This window comes from Paenibacillus sp. B2(2019), from assembly GCF_008370385.1.
Lineage (GTDB): Bacteria > Bacillota > Bacilli > Paenibacillales > Paenibacillaceae > Paenibacillus_AQ.
The window spans coordinates 216,139-233,625 of sequence record NZ_VTZR01000024.1 but is presented as its reverse complement, the minus strand read 5'-3'; the positions used below and the strand labels follow the sequence as shown (position 1 = coordinate 233,625).

General features: G+C 44.0%; 18 protein-coding genes. 4 read left to right on the top strand and 14 right to left on the bottom strand.

The annotated features are described in order from the left end of the window. From PAENI_RS22290 to PAENI_RS22280, 3 genes are read right to left on the bottom strand one after another with little or no spacing between them, the layout of a single operon-like run. The gene (locus PAENI_RS22290) at nucleotides 1-612 is read right to left on the bottom strand and encodes a type 2 periplasmic-binding domain-containing protein (RefSeq protein WP_149646743.1); all 612 of its coding nucleotides are present in this window, start codon (nucleotides 610-612) and stop codon (nucleotides 1-3) included. Between the two features lie 27 nt (nucleotides 613-639). Continuing rightward, complete coding sequence (locus PAENI_RS22285; protein ID WP_149646742.1) at nucleotides 640-942, bottom strand: type 2 periplasmic-binding domain-containing protein; 303 nt, start codon at nucleotides 940-942, stop codon at nucleotides 640-642. Between the two features lie 10 nt (nucleotides 943-952). Continuing rightward, the gene (locus PAENI_RS22280) at nucleotides 953-1,450 is read right to left on the bottom strand and encodes an extracellular solute-binding protein (protein ID WP_149646741.1); all 498 of its coding nucleotides are present in this window, start codon (nucleotides 1,448-1,450) and stop codon (nucleotides 953-955) included. Between the two features lie 188 nt (nucleotides 1,451-1,638). Here PAENI_RS22280 and PAENI_RS22275 point away from each other — a divergent pair, with 188 nt between their 5' ends. After that, nucleotides 1,639-2,949, top strand: coding sequence for a helix-turn-helix transcriptional regulator (locus PAENI_RS22275; RefSeq protein ID WP_223178988.1), 1,311 nt, complete (start codon nucleotides 1,639-1,641; stop codon nucleotides 2,947-2,949). 829 nt (nucleotides 2,950-3,778) lie between these two features. On the opposite strand, the gene PAENI_RS22270 is transcribed toward PAENI_RS22275, so the two are convergent. From PAENI_RS22270 to PAENI_RS22255, 4 genes are all read right to left on the bottom strand, one after another. Beyond that, on the bottom strand, nucleotides 3,779-5,032 hold the full coding sequence (locus PAENI_RS22270) for an aspartate kinase (RefSeq protein ID WP_042190470.1): 1,254 nt from the start codon (nucleotides 5,030-5,032) through the stop codon (nucleotides 3,779-3,781). A 301-nt stretch (nucleotides 5,033-5,333) separates the two neighbouring features. Next, nucleotides 5,334-5,891: an elongation factor P gene (efp, locus tag PAENI_RS22265; protein WP_042190473.1), complete on the bottom strand. Its 558-nt coding sequence runs from the start codon at nucleotides 5,889-5,891 to the stop codon at nucleotides 5,334-5,336. A gap of 47 nt (nucleotides 5,892-5,938) precedes the next feature. Next, a complete protein-coding gene (locus PAENI_RS22260; RefSeq protein WP_076300855.1) occupies nucleotides 5,939-7,009 on the bottom strand; it encodes a M24 family metallopeptidase in 1,071 nt (356 codons plus the stop codon). Nucleotides 7,010-7,083: 74 nt separating this feature from the next. Continuing rightward, entirely contained in the window at nucleotides 7,084-7,575 is a 492-nt protein-coding gene (locus PAENI_RS22255) for a YqhR family membrane protein (protein WP_076284474.1), read from the bottom strand. Nucleotides 7,576-7,782: 207 nt separating this feature from the next. On the opposite strand from PAENI_RS22255, the gene PAENI_RS22250 reads away from it, so the two are divergent. Continuing rightward, nucleotides 7,783-8,730, top strand: coding sequence for a DUF1385 domain-containing protein (locus PAENI_RS22250; protein ID WP_371916578.1), 948 nt, complete (start codon nucleotides 7,783-7,785; stop codon nucleotides 8,728-8,730). Between the two features lie 7 nt (nucleotides 8,731-8,737). Next, entirely contained in the window at nucleotides 8,738-9,079 is a 342-nt protein-coding gene (locus PAENI_RS22245) for a hypothetical protein (RefSeq protein ID WP_042190481.1), read from the top strand. An 80-nt stretch (nucleotides 9,080-9,159) separates the two neighbouring features. Here the strand turns inward: PAENI_RS22245 and PAENI_RS22240 are convergent, their stop codons facing one another. The 3 genes from PAENI_RS22240 to mntR all read right to left on the bottom strand — a co-directional run bounded on the left by PAENI_RS22240 (nucleotide 9,160) and on the right by mntR (nucleotide 12,560). Then, on the bottom strand, nucleotides 9,160-10,089 hold the full coding sequence (locus PAENI_RS22240) for a patatin-like phospholipase family protein (protein ID WP_149646738.1): 930 nt from the start codon (nucleotides 10,087-10,089) through the stop codon (nucleotides 9,160-9,162). A 91-nt stretch (nucleotides 10,090-10,180) separates the two neighbouring features. Next, nucleotides 10,181-11,830, bottom strand: coding sequence for a family 10 glycosylhydrolase (locus PAENI_RS22235; RefSeq protein ID WP_149646737.1), 1,650 nt, complete (start codon nucleotides 11,828-11,830; stop codon nucleotides 10,181-10,183). A gap of 304 nt (nucleotides 11,831-12,134) precedes the next feature. Continuing rightward, the gene (gene mntR / locus PAENI_RS22230; protein ID WP_042190488.1) at nucleotides 12,135-12,560 is read right to left on the bottom strand and encodes a transcriptional regulator MntR; all 426 of its coding nucleotides are present in this window, start codon (nucleotides 12,558-12,560) and stop codon (nucleotides 12,135-12,137) included. 193 nt (nucleotides 12,561-12,753) lie between these two features. Between mntR and splB the strand changes: the two genes are divergently transcribed. Continuing rightward, entirely contained in the window at nucleotides 12,754-13,830 is a 1,077-nt protein-coding gene (splB, locus tag PAENI_RS22225) for a spore photoproduct lyase (RefSeq protein ID WP_149646736.1), read from the top strand. Here splB and PAENI_RS22220 read toward each other — a convergent pair. The 4 genes from PAENI_RS22220 to PAENI_RS22205 form a co-directional block, all read right to left on the bottom strand. After that, nucleotides 13,827-14,540: a cytochrome c biogenesis CcdA family protein gene (locus tag PAENI_RS22220; protein WP_042129852.1), complete on the bottom strand. Its 714-nt coding sequence runs from the start codon at nucleotides 14,538-14,540 to the stop codon at nucleotides 13,827-13,829. The two genes, splB and PAENI_RS22220, sit on opposite strands and share 4 nt — an antisense overlap. Before the next feature lie 63 nt (nucleotides 14,541-14,603). After that, a complete protein-coding gene (locus PAENI_RS22215) occupies nucleotides 14,604-15,407 on the bottom strand; it encodes a metal ABC transporter permease (RefSeq protein WP_042194307.1) in 804 nt (267 codons plus the stop codon). 232 nt (nucleotides 15,408-15,639) lie between these two features. Then, on the bottom strand, nucleotides 15,640-16,389 hold the full coding sequence (locus PAENI_RS22210) for a metal ABC transporter ATP-binding protein (protein WP_042190495.1): 750 nt from the start codon (nucleotides 16,387-16,389) through the stop codon (nucleotides 15,640-15,642). Between the two features lie 34 nt (nucleotides 16,390-16,423). After that, nucleotides 16,424-17,413: a metal ABC transporter solute-binding protein, Zn/Mn family gene (locus PAENI_RS22205; RefSeq protein ID WP_262495690.1), complete on the bottom strand. Its 990-nt coding sequence runs from the start codon at nucleotides 17,411-17,413 to the stop codon at nucleotides 16,424-16,426. Between the last annotated feature and the right edge of the window lie 74 nt (nucleotides 17,414-17,487).

Below are 17,487 nucleotides of genomic sequence, written 5' to 3'. Positions count from 1 at the left end.
TTATTTTTTACTAGCGGAAATATACCAGTCATTCACTTCCTTAGTAATTTCATCACCGCCAGATTTCTTCCAGTTGGCCACCATCGTATCGAACTCTTCGATAGGGGATTGACCGTAAATGATCTTGGAGTACGTTTGAAGTACCAATTTCTTTAATAGCTCATTTTTGGATTTCATGGTTTCAGTCAGAGGTCCTTGGAAGTAATTCTTCATACGAATATCCTTTTGCTCCAAGACGATCTTCATGGCTTCAATATTCTCCGGTTTACGAACCGCAGCTGTAGCGATCTCATACGGTGTTTCAGGCGTACCACCGTTTGCCAGTTTGTTCATCGTCTCTGCGTACAATCCCGGCTCACGGGCACCGTCAAAGGTAAGAGAGTAGTAGATCGGTTCAACTAAATGTGTCCGGTCGCCATAGCCAGGGAATAGATCCGGATATTTCGCCGGATCTTTAACTACAGTACCATCTGCTTGCTTGGCATAGTCATAACCTTCAGCAAAGCCATTTTCGAAAATGCCACCTTTTTGTGGATTCGCCCAGTTATCGAATAAGAAGTTATAATAACGCAGCAGTGCCTCTTGATGCTTCGAATCCTTATTGATCAGCATCCATCCGTTAACAGACGGGTTACCACTTTATGTACCAATTTTGCCATCAGGACCGGCAGGAATTGCATAAGCTTTGTATTTTGCACCAGGTACGTTGTTCAGCAGATCACCAAACGGCCAGTCTGGAAGCCAGTTGCGGCCTACAATTGCACCCGCTTGACCTTTAGTGAATTGTTCGTAACCACCATTTTCATCGACAAGACCTGCATCTTTAGTGATATAACCTTTTTCCATCCATGTCTTCAGTGTAGACAGTGCTTGCTTCGCACCTGGATCGATCGAGCCATAGCTCAGCGTACCATCTGCACCTTTGTTCCATTGTTCTGGCATGGTGCCGAAATCACCGAACAACCAGCTGATATCTTTTAAAACCGGTTGCGAGACCAAGGGTATCTTTCTTACCGTTGCCATCAGGATCTTTGTTTACAAAAGCGTCCATGATGTTGTCAAAATCAGCAAGTGTCTTAGGAGCCTGCAGACCCAGCTTATCCATCCAATCTTGACGCAGCCAGAGAACCATGTCGTCATTATAAGCGTAATCCAGAACCGGAAGCGCCATAACTTTGCCATCGCGTGTTACTGGTAACAATGTATCCGGGTTAAGCTCCATACCCTTCTTGTATACATCGCCAGCATACTTGTCGATCAAACCACCAACATCTGTAAACTGTCCGGAGTCAATCAGCATATTGACCGTTTCCATATCGCCGCGGTAAGTGATCACGTCCGGCATTTTATCACCTGAAGACAACATAAGTCTAATCTTCGTCTGATAGGCTTGGTTGGTGTCGGTGACAACCCAATCATATTTCACATCAATGCCCAGATTATCTTTCATTTAAGTGTTAAGAACGTTGTTCTCCATACTCTCGCCGGTTTTATAGTAATAGTTATTACCAATGGCCTTAACCGTTGTAAATGTGATTGGCTCAACATATATGCTGCCATTCCAATCGGTTTCGTCAACAGGCGCTGAAGCTGAGATCCAGCGATTATCTCCTTAAACCAGTTGAAGACGAAGAATTAATGAGCGCCGTTCGCAAAGCACTAGACGAGCTTGAACAAGAGTGGCAAGAAATCATTTCGATTCAAAAAATTAATTATACGCTTAGAGAACAGCTGCCTAAGCTACGGGAATATCTACTGAGGGATCTGATTACCGGCAAGCAGGACCCGGCCATTGGTCCACTTTCCAAAAAACTTCAAATGTATGAAGTTCCCATTGCCAGAGGCACTTCCTACAGCATGATGCTGCTGAGGATAGACACAACAGAAGGTGAGTACGATCAAAGTGATGAGACACTCATTGAATATGCACTGACTAACATTGCTGCTGAGCTGTTCGGCCCCCGTATGGCGTTATGGCATTGTACAGATATGCACGGATTTATCGTCTGCTTGCTGTCAGACAAGTCCCTTCCAAATACGATTGAATCAACAAAGATAAGCGAAGAAGAGGAACTCGATGTCTGGATTGAAACACAGGCCTTTCAGCTCCAACGTGCGGCTAAATCCTACTTAAAGGTAGGCGTATCCGTTCTAACGAGTAAAAGAGGCCAATTTCCGCAAGATATCCGGACCATGTATCAGTCCTCACTGGCGAGTTTCAGGCATTTCATCGGAAGGGATACCGAATTGTTCATTTCACTAGCCAAGGAACCAAACCGCGGTGAAATGCAGCAGCTAAATGAGCTCTACCTAACGCCGACTCTCGGATTGCTGCTGGAAATGGGCCAATGGGAAGCAGCCAACGATAAGCTGGCAGCAATCCTGAAAGAGCTGGAAGAAGAATGGCGAGACTCACAGGAGCATATCCTTGAAGCTTATTTCGCCATTGCCTCCTCCATTTCTTCTCTTATTCATCGCACCAAAAAATGGCTGGCTGACACGATCGGTGAAGATTTCTACACCGTTACTAGCGGGCAGCCTATGCAAACAGTCGATGAGCTACGCAACTGGAGTGAACGGGTCATCGCCAGCTACCGACGCTCGGTTAGCAGTGTGGAGAAGGATTCCCGAAACTCCATTATCCGCAAGGTACAGGATTACATCGCGCAGAACCCTGGTACAGCTTCACTACAGACTATATCTTCAAGCGTATATCTGAATCCTTCATATCTCTCGAAGATTTACAAGCTTGAAACTGGTGAAGGAATCAGTGAATATACGCTTCGTGTTCGTATGGAGAAGGCAATCCTCTTACTAGAGCAGTCGCCTGAAAAAATCTATGAAATTTCTACCTTGCTTGGCTATCAAAAACCTAGCTATTTCATTCATCTATTCAAGAAGCATTATGGCATAACGCCGCAGGAATACCGCAACAAACTCGGTTTATAAGTCTAAACAAGAAAAACGCCTGACGTCGTCCTTGGAGGTAGAGTTACAAGCTGAGTACATCCGTAATTCCATACTCGTATCCATATACACCTTCGTAGTGAGGTTCCGCTTACGGACCGAATGGCTTTATTTCGATGAAATGAGCACATCTATTAGGGACGGACCGTATTGCACTTATTCCCTAATAACAAGCCCCTTCCCGGTGATCTGGGGCGAATAACAGCGCTGGCTCGTTTACGCTACCGGCGGCACATTGTTTTCGATTTTTCGCATACATTTGGCTCGTTTACGTTACAAGTGGCACATTTGTATTCGTTTTTTCGCATACATTTGGCTCGTTTACGCTACCGTCGGCACATTGTATTCGATTTTTCGCATACATTTGGCTCGTTTACGCTACCGGTGGCACATTTGTATTCGTTTTTTCGCATACAATTGGCACATTTACGCTACCGGCGGCACATTGTTTTCGATTTTTCGCATACATTTGGCTCGTTTACGCTACCGGCGGCACATTGTATTCGATTTTTCGCATACAATTGGCACATTTACGTTACCGGCGGCATATTGTATTCGATTTTTCGCATACATTTGTCCGTAGGCTCGACTAAAACATGCATTTCGGAGGATATAAGGTCCGCTCGGTTTTTAGAATCTGACGGATGACTCCTCGTTTATTTCATGTCTCCTGCTTCTTCACGTTCACCCCTCCTTCCTCTTTCTTCGGAGTTATCCACATTTTTTGTATTGTATAATTTCCTAAACAATAAAAAAAGGGATGCTTACAGCCATTTAGCTGTAAGCATCCCTTTTTATTTCCCCACAGGCCTTATCGGCGATCTTTAGGACCTCCGACGAAAGCCTGCTCTGTTGTATCGAGATTGTAGGCGGTATGCAGCGCCTGTATGATTGATGGCAAATTGCCTGATTCAATGACGCAAGATACTTTGATCTCAGAAGTGCTGACCATCTTGATGCTTACACCCTCTTGGGAGAGTACATCAAACATTTGAGCCGCTACCCCTGGATGGCTGACCATACCAGCACCAACGATGGATACCTTCACCAGGTTATCCTCGGAGGTAACTTCACGATAAGGCAAAGTTTTATGAATTTCTTTAATAACTTCCTTCGCCCGATCCAGCTCATCAAGAGAAACTGTAAATGAGAAGTCAGCCTGCTCATTCTGTACACCACTTTGTACGATGATATCTACGTTAACGCCCTCTTCAGCAAGCTTGCCGAAGACCTGAGCGAGTACACCTGGTACATCAGGAACTCCAAGAATACTGACACGTGCTACATTCTTATCAAATGCAATACCACTAACTACGATTCCCTGCTCCATGCTTGTTTCCTCCTTCACAACGGTACCTTCATTATGATTAAAGCTCGATCTAACGACCAGCTTAACTTGATGACGCTTAGCGTACTCCACTGCACGTGGATGTAATACAGCTGCTCCCAGATTGGCAAGCTCCAGCATTTCATCGTAAGAGATTTCCTTCAGCTTACGTGCCGTCTTCACGATACGTGGGTCTGTCGAGTAGATACCATCTACATCGGTATAGATCTCGCATACATCTGCTTGAATAGCAGCAGCCAATGCTACGGCTGTTGTGTCCGAACCACCGCGGCCTAATGTGGTGATCTCACCGTCCACAGTCATTCCCTGAAAGCCTGCAACGATCACGATCTGTTCACGCTCCAAAGACGCTAATACACGACGCGGGTCAATTTCATTGATACGAGCCCTGCCGTGAGTTTCGTCTGTTCGGAATCCAGCCTGCCATCCTGTATAAGAAACTGCATTCCGCCCGATCCCATGCAGGGCAATGGACAATAGAGCGACGGAGATTTGTTCACCTGTCGTCATCAACATATCCATTTCACGTGCGGGCGGCTGCCCGTTTAGTTGCTTCGCCGTATCGATCAAATCATCTGTTGTATCCCCCATTGCAGATACAACCACAACGCAGCGATGTCCCTCATCTTGCTTGTCTGCGATGCGCTTGGCGACGCGTTTCATTCGTTCAGTGTCGCCGACGGAGCTGCCTCCGAATTTCATAACATAAAGTGACAAAGTCCCATTCACTCCCCATATCGGTCTATGTAGTTGCTTCTAATCGGTTTCCCGCTTTAAATCAGTATAATACGAAAACAGTGCCTTGCGTTAATGGTTTCATAAAAAATTTATTAAATTTCCCCGCTGTGAAAAAAAAGATAAGGTCAGCATCAACCCTTCAGCTGTGCTTATTTTACTCAACTTCCAGTATTTTAATGTAGGTTTCCATAGCATCTTTATCCGTTACTGTTCATAAAAAAACCTCCACCGTATAAACGGGGAGGCTCTTCTGGTAATATCTAGGTTATTGTTCTGTTTCCTACGCGCGGGAGATATATTTACCTTCACGAGTATCAACCAGCAAGATGTCTTCTTCGTTGATGAACAATGGAACCTGAACACTATGTCCGGTTTCAAGCTTGGCCGATTTCGTAGCACCTTGAGCCGTGTTTCCTTTAACGCCAGGCTCAGTTTCAACAACCTTCAACTCTACGCTGGTAGGAAGGTTGATCCCAAGAATCTCACCTTTGTAACTAACGATGTTTACAGTCATGTTCTCTTTAAGGAAATTCAATTCCCATTCCAATTGCTTTTCGGACAATTCGAATTGGTCATAAGTTTCGTTATCCATGAAAACGTGGTCCGATCCACTGGCATAGAGATATTGTACACCACGGTTTTCGATAATAGCACGGCCAATCGTTTCACCTGCACGGAATGTACGCTCTACTGTATTACCGTTACGCAAGTTCTTAAGCTTGGAACGAACAAATGCTGCGCCTTTACCTGGCTTAACGTGTTGGAAATCAATAACGGTAAAAATATCTCCCTCTACCTCTACGGTCAAACCTGTTTTAAAATCATTTACTGAAATCACTAAAAATCCCTCCAAAATTTATAATCAATCTAATACATCACACTTACTTACAGTACTGTATATTCTTTAGACGAATGGGTCAGCAGTGATATTCCGCTCTCCGTGATCACAATGTCGTCTTCAATACGTACTCCGCCAATTCCCGGCAAATAAATACCAGGCTCCACAGTTACTACCATCCCCGGCTGCATAATATCGTCGCTAAGTTTGGACAAACGCGGCCACTCATGAACTTCCATTCCAAGTCCATGGCCTGTGCTGTGTCCAAATTGTTCACCATATCCGTAGCTAGCAATGATATCACGTGCCAAGGCATCACATTCCCGTCCAGTCATACCCGGCTTGATATGTGCTAAAGTATGTAGCTGAGCTTCCAGCACAATATCATAGATCTCTTTCAGCTTCGGATCCGGTGCTCCGAGTGCGATAGTTCTTGTCACATCTGAGCAATAGCCATCAAGTAATGCACCGAAATCAAGGGTAATGAATTCATTGCCTTGAATTACACGGCTGCTTGCTACGCCGTGTGGCATGGACGAGCGTTCACCTGAAGCAACAATCGTATCAAACGATGAAGAAGTTGCACCATGGGTACGCATATAAAATTCCATTTCCAAATCAACATCGCGCTCAGTCATGCCCGGCTTGATCACATTCAGAATATGACTGAATGTAGCATCGGCCAGATCTGCTGCACGTTGCATAACGGCAAGCTCTTCCTCATCCTTGAACATACGAAGGTCTTCCACAGCTTTGGAAATTGGAACTAACACTGCCGGCTTAAGTGCTTCTGCATATGAGGTGTACGCGCTGAATGAAACATCATCCTGTTCGAAACCGATACGCACCTCTTTACCAGAAGGCAGAAGCTCGCGAACTGTATCAATGAACTTAGTTGTATGTTCTACAACTTTAACCCCCATTGCTTGGTCCGCGGCCTGTGTCATATACCTGAAGTCAGTCAGCAGATAACAATCATCACTTGTCACCAGTACATAACCGGACGATCCGGTAAATCCACTTAAATAGCGGCGGTTATAACCGCTAGTTATCAACATTGCATCCAATCCTTGATCCTGCAAAACCTTACGCAGCTTGGAGACACGCTTGTTACCCATTTTCATTCTCCTCTCGAAATAGCCACATTGTATTTTAACATAGGGATATCCCCTTGAGAAGTTTTTTCGCGCCGTTAGGCAAGCGCTGTACTTTGCTCACGCTTCCGTTCGTCCGTATACTCGATCGCTGCTGTATATCCAATGAACATTCCCCATAGCAGAAAAATGCAGAACTCACTAATGACCGTGTTCCAAGGCAGCTTGAATGGGGGCTGCATAAGAAACATCTGCGAACCGGGAATAAATATAATCGCCCACCATAAAACGCCGTAGACCAGGCCTGGCCAAGGTCCCTTCAGCTTGCGGAGAAGCAGTACATACAGCATGGAGGCGATGACCGAAAATACAATAAACATCATATATCCCACGAAATGTCCAAATGCTGTTGTCAAAAACGCATGCCTGAAAAAAGGCTCTGCTATAAAGCCAGGGCTTACTTTGGTAAAACTGAACCAATAGACTAGCCAATGAAGCCCACCCCAAATTAATCCTGCAAAAAAACCTAATTCGAGTGCAAAAAGCCAAATATTTGTATGCCCCGATTGTTGTTGATGAGATTTGCTCATGAAATTGCCTCGCTTTCTTTATTTTCAATGCCAATTTATCTCTCGTTCACTCTAGAAGATAGTATGTACAGCAAAAGGCGATCCAACTAGTAATGTCTTCAAAAATTAGTTACAATGTATTATATAAATCATATTAAAGACGAGAAGGTGAATTGGTTGTCCCAGGAAACTCCCAGTTACGGCGGCCAAGCCGTCATTGAAGGCGTCATGTTCGGCGGTAAGCATATCAATGTAACAGCCGTGCGACGCAAGAATCAGGAAATCACATTTTTAGAAGTACCCAAAAGCGATAAGAGCTGGGTCACGAAACTGCGCAAGATTCCGCTGCTTCGCGGCCTTGTCAGTATAATAGATGCCAGCGCTAAAGGCTCTAAGCACTTGAACTATTCAGCCGAATCCTACGCTGAAGATGAATTGGAACCGGAAGATATCGAGAAGGAAAAAGCGAAGCCGAAGAAAAAGGATGAGGGCTGGAGCCTTGGAATGATTTTTGGGGTTGCTGTAATGGGTATTCTCTCCTTCTTGTTCGGAAAGCTCATTTTTACGCTTGTTCCGGTATTTGTAGAGGATTTTTTATTTAAAAATGTATTTGATAACTACGTACTGCACAACCTCATAGAAGGCGGCATCAAAATGATTCTCTTGCTGGTCTATTTATGGGCGATTTCTCAAACACCTGTGATTAAGCGACTGTTCCAGTATCACGGCGCCGAACATAAAGTCATCAGCGCTTTTGAAGCAGGCGAAGAACTGACTGTTCAGAACGTTCAGAAATACAGCCGTCTGCATTACCGCTGTGGAAGTAGCTTTATGATGCTGACGATTATCCTCGGTGTGATCATTTACTCCGTAGTCCCATGGGATAATCTTTGGGAACGAGTGATCCAACGGATTATCTTGTTGCCAGTCGTAATTGGTGTATCGTTCGAAGTTCTAAAGGGAACCAATGCGGTAAGAGAAGTACCAGGCCTTAAATATCTGGGTTACCCTGGATTGTGGCTGCAACTCCTTACAACCAAAGAGCCAAAAGACGATCAGGTAGAAGTATCTATTGCCTCTTTTAACCGTATGCGTGAGCTTGATGCTGCGATTGAAGCAAGAGGATATTCGGAGGCAAGTGTGTCAGGCGGCATATTGGATCCTGCGAAAGGATGAGTGATCTATGATCAGGCATGCTTTAATTTTTTGGATTACGGTTACGCTTGCGATTTTCGGTTTTGTGATTGGAGTCTTGACTGAACCCTTCTTTACGCTGTCGAAGCTGATTCTCCCCCTAGTACTGTTAGCAATCATTTATTATGCTTACAAAAAAATGGGACCAGGCAAATACGCTCGTAGCAGCAGTGGATCTAAGGTTAAAGTGAAGCCTTCCCAGAAAACCATGTCAAAGGTAGCAGGAATTCGCAAGACTCAAGCTGCACCAGGCAAACGCAAAAGCTATCCTTTCCAAGTGATCGAAGGAAGTAAAGGGAAAAATGATGATCAGCTTCCGAAGTATCACTAACTTCATAAGAACTCCAAAAAGCATCTCCACGTTTTTAGTAACGTGCGGGATGCTTTTTTCTCATATGGATACCTCGCTCGTTATCTTGGTCGCCACTCCTTAAAGAAATCTTCTCCTGCTTTGAGTCCAGCAGCATACATTTCATCGCTTTGCGCTTTTGTAATTTCAAATTGAGTCGTTCCAATCCCAAGCGTAGGAATTTTTACCGTACGAACAAATTTATCCCCTTCAATAAACTTCTCATCATGAGCAGAGAGCATGGTGGTTACCATAGCTTGGAGCATACTGAATGGCCCTCTAATTTTATGCGGCTGTGGATCGGTCTTACCTACCGATTGATAACCTACCGTAGGAATTCTGCTCCCAGGTTGTTTGCTCCCATTATTCTTGCCGTCAAATAGCCACAAAGGGAAATTACTCAAGAGCCCACCATCTACAACATACACAAACTGCTCGGCAAAGGATTTCCCTCTTGCTGCCTGCCCGTTTAGTCTTAACATCACAGGATCAAAAAAATAAGGAATGCTGCAGCTCATTCGCACTGCCTTGGCCACTTCAAAATGCTCCGGAGAAATCCCATACTGCTCCAAGCCATCTGGCAAGACCAATATCCTTCCATTTGTGATATCAGATGCGATGATAGATAATTTACCGGCAGGCAGATCACGGAAGGTGATGATCCCCTTTTTCAGTAATAATGCTCTTATCCAGGACTCCAAGGCTTCCCCAGAATATAATCCTTTCTTCAATAACACTCGCAGTGCAGGACCAACGATAGCCGTATTATAAATGGGTCCTCGCTTCAGAAACGATGAAAAGGATGTTCCTTGGATTATCCGACACATTTCCTCCCCTTCATAGCCCGCTGCTAGTAAAGTGGCTACAATCGAACCTGAGGAGGTTCCTGCTACCCTTTTAAAAGTCCAGCCTGCCCTTTCTGTAGCTTCAACTGCTCCCGCAAGAGAAATCCCCTTTACGCCTCCTCCTTCAAATACTGCGTTAATCTCCATACACAAAAATCCCCCGTTTCCCATAGATTCTATTGCTTATCTATGAGCACGGGGGAACATTCATGACTCCTTATAAATAACAGCTAAACTATTAGGATTTAAAATAAAAGGTCAGTAAGCTCGACAATCCGAACGGATTGCGGACTACGACGTCATTCGCTCTAAACATAATACTACCTGCAACCTCTTCGTACTTCTCATTATATTTGAGCTGATTAATAATTTGATCTCCACTTTGCCATTCAGCCTTTTGATCACTGGCTCCGACCTTATAACCAGCTAACCCGATGTAGAGTTTAACATTCGTATTCTCGACTTCTTTTACCCACCAATCTACTAACTTGTCATAACGAGCTGTGCTAAAGGACAAACTCCAATAAATTTGCGGAGCGACATAATCAATCCAGCCCTGCTTAATCCATGTCCGAACATCCGCATACATGCTGTCATAAGCAGATACCCCTGCAGTCGTGTCCGAACCTGTACTATCATTTTTAATATTTCGCCATACTCCAAAAGGACTGATGCCATAAGAAGCCTTTGGCTTCACCTTATGAATCTGTTCTCCCAACTGACGGACAAATTCATTAATATTATCTCGGCGCCAATCAGCTTTAGAAAGCTTTTTCGTATTATAGGTAGAATAAGCAGCATCATCGGCAAAAGTAACATTTGAAGGATAAAAGTAATCATCCAAATGGACACCATCGATATCGTAACCTTTAACCACTTCCATCACCGTGTCGATGATATGTTGGCGAGCCTCCGGAATACCTGGATTAATGTATTTCTTACCATCGGCATTCACAATCCATTCTGGATGTGCTTTTGCCACATGGTTACTTGCTAACGCTGAGGTGGAAGCATCCGTCGTTGCACGGAATGGGTTGAACCAAGCATGAAACTGCATGCCGCGGGAATGCGCAGCACTGACCATATAGCTTAGAGGATCATATCCCGGATTCTTCCCTTGTGTACCCGTCAATACCTTAGACCAAGGAACTAAAGTCGATGGATACAGACTATCTGCTGAAGGTCTAACCTGAACAAATACAGCATTAAAGCCAACAGCCTTTAGCTTGTCTAACAAATTATCAAATTCCTGCTTTTGTTTCGCTTCATTTCCTGCCGAAGACGTTGAAGGCCAGTCCAGGTTGAATACGGTAGAGATCCAAGCCCCCTTCATCTCCTTACTAGTCGATCCACCAGGGATAGTCGGTATCGTCGGCACTGTTGGTGTCGTCGGTGTCGTTGGTGTCGTTGGTGTCGTTGGTGTTTCTGGATCGACAGATTGTGGTGGTTCAGTGTTGGAGATCAAGGAAATATGCTTATTAACCTGATCCCATAACACCTGCAGTCCCAATTGCTCACTTACAAAACGAATGGGTACCATTACCCGCCCCTGCTTAATCTGCACGGATGTATCCAGCGCTACCGAAGTATCGTTTACCCATGCGTTTTTCAGGCCACTGGTCAGCTTAAGAACCGTATCTCCTTGAGTGATCGTTACAGTCTTACTATTTTGATTCCATACTACGCCGGCATTTAATCCTTTACTGATCACACTTATTGGCACCATCGTTACATTAGACGTTGTGATATACGGAGGCACATCACTAATCAGCGCCTCTCCATCCAGTTCAATCGTAATTTGCACCGCTGCCGCGCGTGCACCAGGAGACCATAAAGGCAGAAACAACATAAGTACTAACAAGCTCAACATCCATTTACGATAATTCATAATTCCTCCCCAAATCTAAAAAATATGTATCCAAAAAATAAGAAAAAACGGATAAATCCTTCAAGCAGATGAGAGAATGCCTCCTTCTAAAAAGGGGGTATCTGTCTCTGCAAAAAATATAAGAAGTACCGAATAAAACTCATACTCTCTTATATTTTTAAAAGGACTGTATCCGTTTTGACGCTAAAAACTGGGAAAGGTTGCACTAAACAAAATAGAAACGGCTATACTATCCACTGATTATGCTCACGAAAGCCTTGCTGCGCATAACTTTTAGGACAGTATCCGTTTCGGGAAAAACATTTCAAGAATCGCTTGTCAGTTCGTTGTGAATCGCATATAAAGTCTGTACACGTTCTTCGTCGCGGCGGAAATATTCTACCAATGTTTCAATACGCGTAATCGAATCCCAACTTAAGTGATGCTCGATTCCTTCAACATCATTATAAATGTATTCCTGCTGTACTCCGATCAATCCGAGGAATTCTTCCAATAGTTGATGACGATCAACCAGACGTTTTCCTACTTTTTTCCCTTTGTTGGTTAGGACAAGCCCACGATATTTCTCATAGATGAGATATTCGTCCTTATCCAGTTTTTGGATCATCTTGGTCACAGAGGAGGGGTGTACTTCCAGTCCCTCGGCAATATCCGAGACCCGCGCATAACCTTTCTCATCTATGAGCTTGTATATGCGCTCCAAATAATCCTCCATGCTGGGTGTTGGCATTAAACTTTACCTCTTTTCTATAATGAGCATGGCGCCGGGCCAAACCTTGCTCTAACAATGATACATGTTTCTAACGCACCTTGGCAAGTCCTTCAAAGGAACTTACAGATGAGTTGCACATGTTTTCCATGCTTCTATTGGGGCTGAGTTAGACATAATAAACATACTCGTCATTCAAAAGGAGCGTGAATTTATGACTATAGTGACGCCAGAGCCCTCTACTGTAAAAAGACCCAGAAAACCTACTGCACTTTTTCTTCCAGAGCTTGTTTTCTTCGAACCGAATGCTTTAAATTACCCTAAAGGTGAAAAAATAATGGAATGGGTAAAAGCTAACAATATCCCATATCGTATGACCACATCACATAATCGTATTATGAATTTCCCTGGTGAAACTGAGGTCGAGCAATATAAAATTGCCAAAAGAACGCTTGTTGTCGGCCTACGCAAAACTTTGAAATTTGACCAATCCAAGCCATCGGCTGATTATGCTATTCCCATTGCCACCGGCTGTATGGGGCACTGCCATTATTGCTATTTGCAGACTACCTTAGGAGCAAAGCCCTACATTCGCGTATATGTAAACACAGGTGACATTATAGATGCTGCCAAAAAATATATTGAGGAGCGCAATCCAGAAATCACCACTTTTGAAGCTGCCTGCACATCAGATCCTTTAGGACTTGAGCATATTACCGGCTCTCTGGCAGAACTAATTACATTTATGGCAAAAGAACCCTTTGGCCGCCTGCGCTTTGTGACCAAATACCAACATGTTGAACCACTGCTTGCTTTGGAGCATAACGGACATACCCGAGTTCGCTTCAGCGTCAACGCAGATTATGTAATCAAAAATTTCGAGCCTGCCACCTCCCGCTTTGAGGAGCGTATTGAAGCCGCTGGAAAGGTAGCACGGGCGGGTTATCCACTTGGCTTTATCATTGCTCCAATTATTTGGTATGACGGCTGGCAAGAAGGTTATGCTGAGCTACTGGCCAAGTTAGCCCAGACCCTTCCCCCTGAAATCGGAAAAGGACTAACCTTCGAAATGATTCAGCATCGATTCACCAAAACCGCAAAGACGGTTATAGAGAAGCGCTACCCCAAATCCAAGCTAGAAATGGACATGGAGAAGCGTAAGAAGAAATGGGGACGCTGGGGACAAAATAAATATGTCTATCCAGATGAACAGCAAACCGCCCTGCGAGAGTTTATCACAGAGCGGATATTCGAACATTTTCCGGAAGCAGGAATTGATTATTTCACTTAAAAAATGAGCCAATCTGGTGTGATTCCCTGTAGCCAAACTGTGATCCGAAACATTTGATCTGTAAAGAGCAGAACGCCCATAAATACCATGAGAACGCCACCAATCTTCATCAGCACATTTGAATATTTAAGGATACGTCTGGCTCCCCCAAGAAAGAAGGCTAAGACAAAGAATGGCAATGCGAACCCTATGCTATAAGCCGTAATTAACGTAAACCACGTGCCAGGCTCACTTGCAGAAAGTGCGATAATCGCAGTCAGAATCGGTCCAATACATGGAGACCAGCCCGCTGAAAAACCGATCCCAAAAATAAAGGATCCCACATAACCCGCCGGCTTCCATTTTAAATCAAGCTTACGTTCGCGAAGTAGAAATTGCGGCTGAAAGATCCCAAGCAAAAATAATCCCATCACAATAATCAAAATCGCCGATAATTGCCGGATCAGATCACGCTGTCCATTAAAAAATTGTCCAAATAGTCCTGCACCAAATCCTAAGGTGTAAAAAACCGCTGAAAAACCTAAAATAAATGCCAATGTATGGGTTATTGTGCGTATACGGACCTCTTTGGTATTGCTGCCTGACTTCAATTGCTGAACGGATAATCCGGTAATATACGATAAATAAGAGGGATAAAGCGGTAAGCAGCAGGGTGATATAAATGATGCTACCCCTGCTGCTAAGGCTATTCCTGCATTGATATTAGACAAGGTAGCGGCTCTCCTTCCAGCATTCGAATCACTTCAGGGCATACCCTATATTTTATTCGCTGTTTATGCTGGCAAACCCTTTTTACCGATCAAAGTCAACACTAATAGTGATATGAGTAAAAGCACAATGGTTGCACCAGGGGCCAGATTCCAAACTCCTGCAACCACTAGTCCGCCTACAACAGCAATTTCCGAAATGATGACGGATAGAATGACTGAGGATTTAAAGCTTCGAGATAACAATAAGCTGATGGCCACAGGAATGGTCAGTAGAGCTGATACTAGCAAAGATCCAACAATTTTAATCGCAGTACTGATTACAAGCGCCGTCAGAATGGTAATCAACATGTTAAGCAGCTTCACTGGGAGTCCGCTGACACTCGCAGCATCCTCTTCAAAGCTAAGTAAGAAGAACTCCTTAAAGAACAGCGATACTACTACTACAACTGCTATCGTTACGATCCCTACTACGATTAAATCGGTATTGTCTAGCGTATAAATGCTACCGAACAAATAACTCATAACATCTGCATTATAACCTTTTCCTAAAGTGAAAAAGAGTGAGGCTAAAGCCACTCCGCCCGACATAATTATGGCTATCGAGAGCTCTGCATAACTCTTATAAGCCTTGCGCAGCTTCTCTATCGCGAAGGAAGCCACCACTGCAAAAATAAGACCTGCTCCCAGCGGGTAAAATCCTGTCAAAAAACCAAGTGCCACACCGGCTATCGTAACATGAGCCAGCGTATCCCCAATCATAGATAAACGTCTGAGCACAAGAAAAACGCCTATAAGCGGCGCTGTAATGCCTATCAGAAGACCGCCCGCAAGCGCTCGCTGAAAAAAATCGCTAAATAGAATTTCCAACTTTAACTCTCCTCCGTAGAACAATTGAAACATTTTTTAAAGCTTTTATTAAAATCTTTTTTTCGATCCCTCCCAAACCCTCCCTTCCAAGGGAGGGCCCAAAGGGCTCTGCCCTCTGGACACCCGTCAAGTGCAACTGGCGTAGGAGGTGGGGTTACTGAACATATCCGATGCTCTATGTACGCCCCCAATAATCGAAGGTTCCCTTTTACTACCAGAGTTTAACTATGACCTAAGAGAGCGTGTGCTGCAGGTTCTCCTCTGTACAATTCTGCAAATCATGAGAATGACGGGAGAAAAAGTTAATCTTACCGTTCGTTTGCACAGGTTCATTCCCTAAGTAATTCTTAATCATGTCAATATCATGTGACACCATTAGGAATGTCATATGATGATGGGCATGCATATGTGTAATTAATTCAAAGAATCCTGCTTGTGATTCAGCATCAATACCGACTGTAGGCTCATCCAAAATCAGCAGATCCGGATGGTTGATCAACGCACGTGCTAGAAATACACGTTGCTGCTGACCGCCTGACAGCTGGCCTACTCTTTTCTCCGCAATATCCTGTATCCGCATCACTTCAAGTGCATCTTCGCACTGACGATGCTGAGCCTTAGATACTCTTCGAATAAGATTCTTGTTGTTGTACAAACCAGATAGCACTACTTCACGCACCGTTGCTGGAAACAGCGGGTTGAAGGCGTTCTTTTGTGGAACATAACCTATCCGTTCCCAGTCTTTAAACTTGCGGACAGGCGTTCCAAATAATTTGATTTCACCACTGCTTGCCGGAAGCAAACCGACGATCATCTTCATCAGTGTTGTTTTACCAGCGCCATTAGAACCAATGATACCAAGGAAGTCTCGTTCTCTTACACTATAGTTAAGATTCGAGATCACCTTCTGTTCACCATATGAAAAAGAAAGATCCTGTATATCGATGATATGCTGATGGCAGTCCAAGGATACCGATTGCATGCTTTAGCACCGCCTTTTCCTTATACTTTCCTTTTTATTGTAAAGCCATAATCAGATTTTGCAAATTTTTCTCCATCAAGGTGAAGTAGTTATCCCCGTTCTTTTCTTGCTCCGCAGTAAGACCCTCTACCGGATTAAGAACCATAGTAGACACACCAGCTTCAGCCGCTAACGTCTTAGCCAGTTTATCGGAGACAAGCTCTTCAAAAAAGATGTATTGAATTTTCTCCTCTTTAACCATCTTCGCCAGGTTTACTAAATCCTGTCCACGCGGCTCAGCGTCTGGGGATAATCCCATAATCGCATGCTGCTCAAGCTTATAGTCACGGGCAAGATAGGCAAAAGCTTGGTGCGAAACTACAATTTTGTGGTTAGGCAGCTTGGTAAGCTCCTGTTCAAATTTACTATCCAAAGCCTGTAAACGTTCAGCAAGCTTATTGTAACGCTCTTCATAACCATCTTTATGCTCAGGGTCCACAGATTGAAGGCTTTCTTTTATATTGCGCGCCATGATGATCGCTGATTTCGGACTTACCCAGGTATGTGGGTCCGTATGAAGGCTGTCCTCAGAAGAATGGCTATTATGATCAGCATCATCTTCGTGATGATCCTCTTCGCCGCTTCCCCCATGATCATGTCCGTCATCTTCATCGGTCATTATTAAATCAACACCTTTACTTACTTCAACAGCTTCCACTTTACTGCTGCTATCAAGTCCTTTTAGAAAATTAGGAACCCATCCCTCAAGCCCTGCTCCATTGTACAAGAACAATTGCGCTTTGGAGGTATTGACAATATCCTGACTGCGTGGTGTCCAATCATGCGGCTCTACACCAACCGGAAGAAGATTAATGGCATTTATATCATCTCCACCAATTTCCCGAGTAAACTCATAAATAGGATAAAAAGTAGTTACAACATTTACTTTCCCTTCAACTATACTTCCACTGCTCTTAGGTCCACATGCAGTGAGTGTAAATACAAGCACCAATGCAAGTATAAGCAGACTTATTCGTGACTTCATAGCAACCATTAAATTGATCTCCCTCTCAAATCGTAATCTTTACTATTAGAAGTATAATAGTAATCATTACGATA

What these genes read in the sequence shown, in the direction of transcription:
- PAENI_RS22250 (WP_371916578.1), top strand. Translation starts at nt 7,783, where the DNA reads ATGTTCGGCGGTAAGCATATCAATGTAACAGCCGTGCGACGCAAGAAT.
- PAENI_RS22275 (WP_223178988.1), top strand. Translation starts at nt 1,639, where the DNA reads ATGAGCGCCGTTCGCAAAGCACTAGACGAGCTTGAACAAGAGTGGCAA.
- PAENI_RS22285 (WP_149646742.1), bottom strand. Translation starts at nt 942, where the DNA reads ATGCCAGAACAATGGAACAAAGGTGCAGATGGTACGCTGAGCTATGGC.
- PAENI_RS22210 (WP_042190495.1), bottom strand. Translation starts at nt 16,389, where the DNA reads ATGCAATCGGTATCCTTGGACTGCCATCAGCATATCATCGATATACAG.
- PAENI_RS22290 (WP_149646743.1), bottom strand. Translation starts at nt 612, where the DNA reads ATGCTGATCAATAAGGATTCGAAGCATCAAGAGGCACTGCTGCGTTAT.
- PAENI_RS22260 (WP_076300855.1), bottom strand. Translation starts at nt 7,009, where the DNA reads ATGGGTAACAAGCGTGTCTCCAAGCTGCGTAAGGTTTTGCAGGATCAA.
- PAENI_RS22280 (WP_149646741.1), bottom strand. Translation starts at nt 1,450, where the DNA reads ATGAAAGATAATCTGGGCATTGATGTGAAATATGATTGGGTTGTCACC.
- PAENI_RS22205 (WP_262495690.1), bottom strand. Translation starts at nt 17,413, where the DNA reads ATGAAGTCACGAATAAGTCTGCTTATACTTGCATTGGTGCTTGTATTT.
- PAENI_RS22245 (WP_042190481.1), top strand. Translation starts at nt 8,738, where the DNA reads ATGATCAGGCATGCTTTAATTTTTTGGATTACGGTTACGCTTGCGATT.
- splB (WP_149646736.1), top strand. Translation starts at nt 12,754, where the DNA reads ATGACTATAGTGACGCCAGAGCCCTCTACTGTAAAAAGACCCAGAAAA.
- PAENI_RS22255 (WP_076284474.1), bottom strand. Translation starts at nt 7,575, where the DNA reads ATGAGCAAATCTCATCAACAACAATCGGGGCATACAAATATTTGGCTT.
- PAENI_RS22235 (WP_149646737.1), bottom strand. Translation starts at nt 11,830, where the DNA reads ATGAATTATCGTAAATGGATGTTGAGCTTGTTAGTACTTATGTTGTTT.
- mntR (WP_042190488.1), bottom strand. Translation starts at nt 12,560, where the DNA reads ATGCCAACACCCAGCATGGAGGATTATTTGGAGCGCATATACAAGCTC.
- PAENI_RS22240 (WP_149646738.1), bottom strand. Translation starts at nt 10,089, where the DNA reads ATGGAGATTAACGCAGTATTTGAAGGAGGAGGCGTAAAGGGGATTTCT.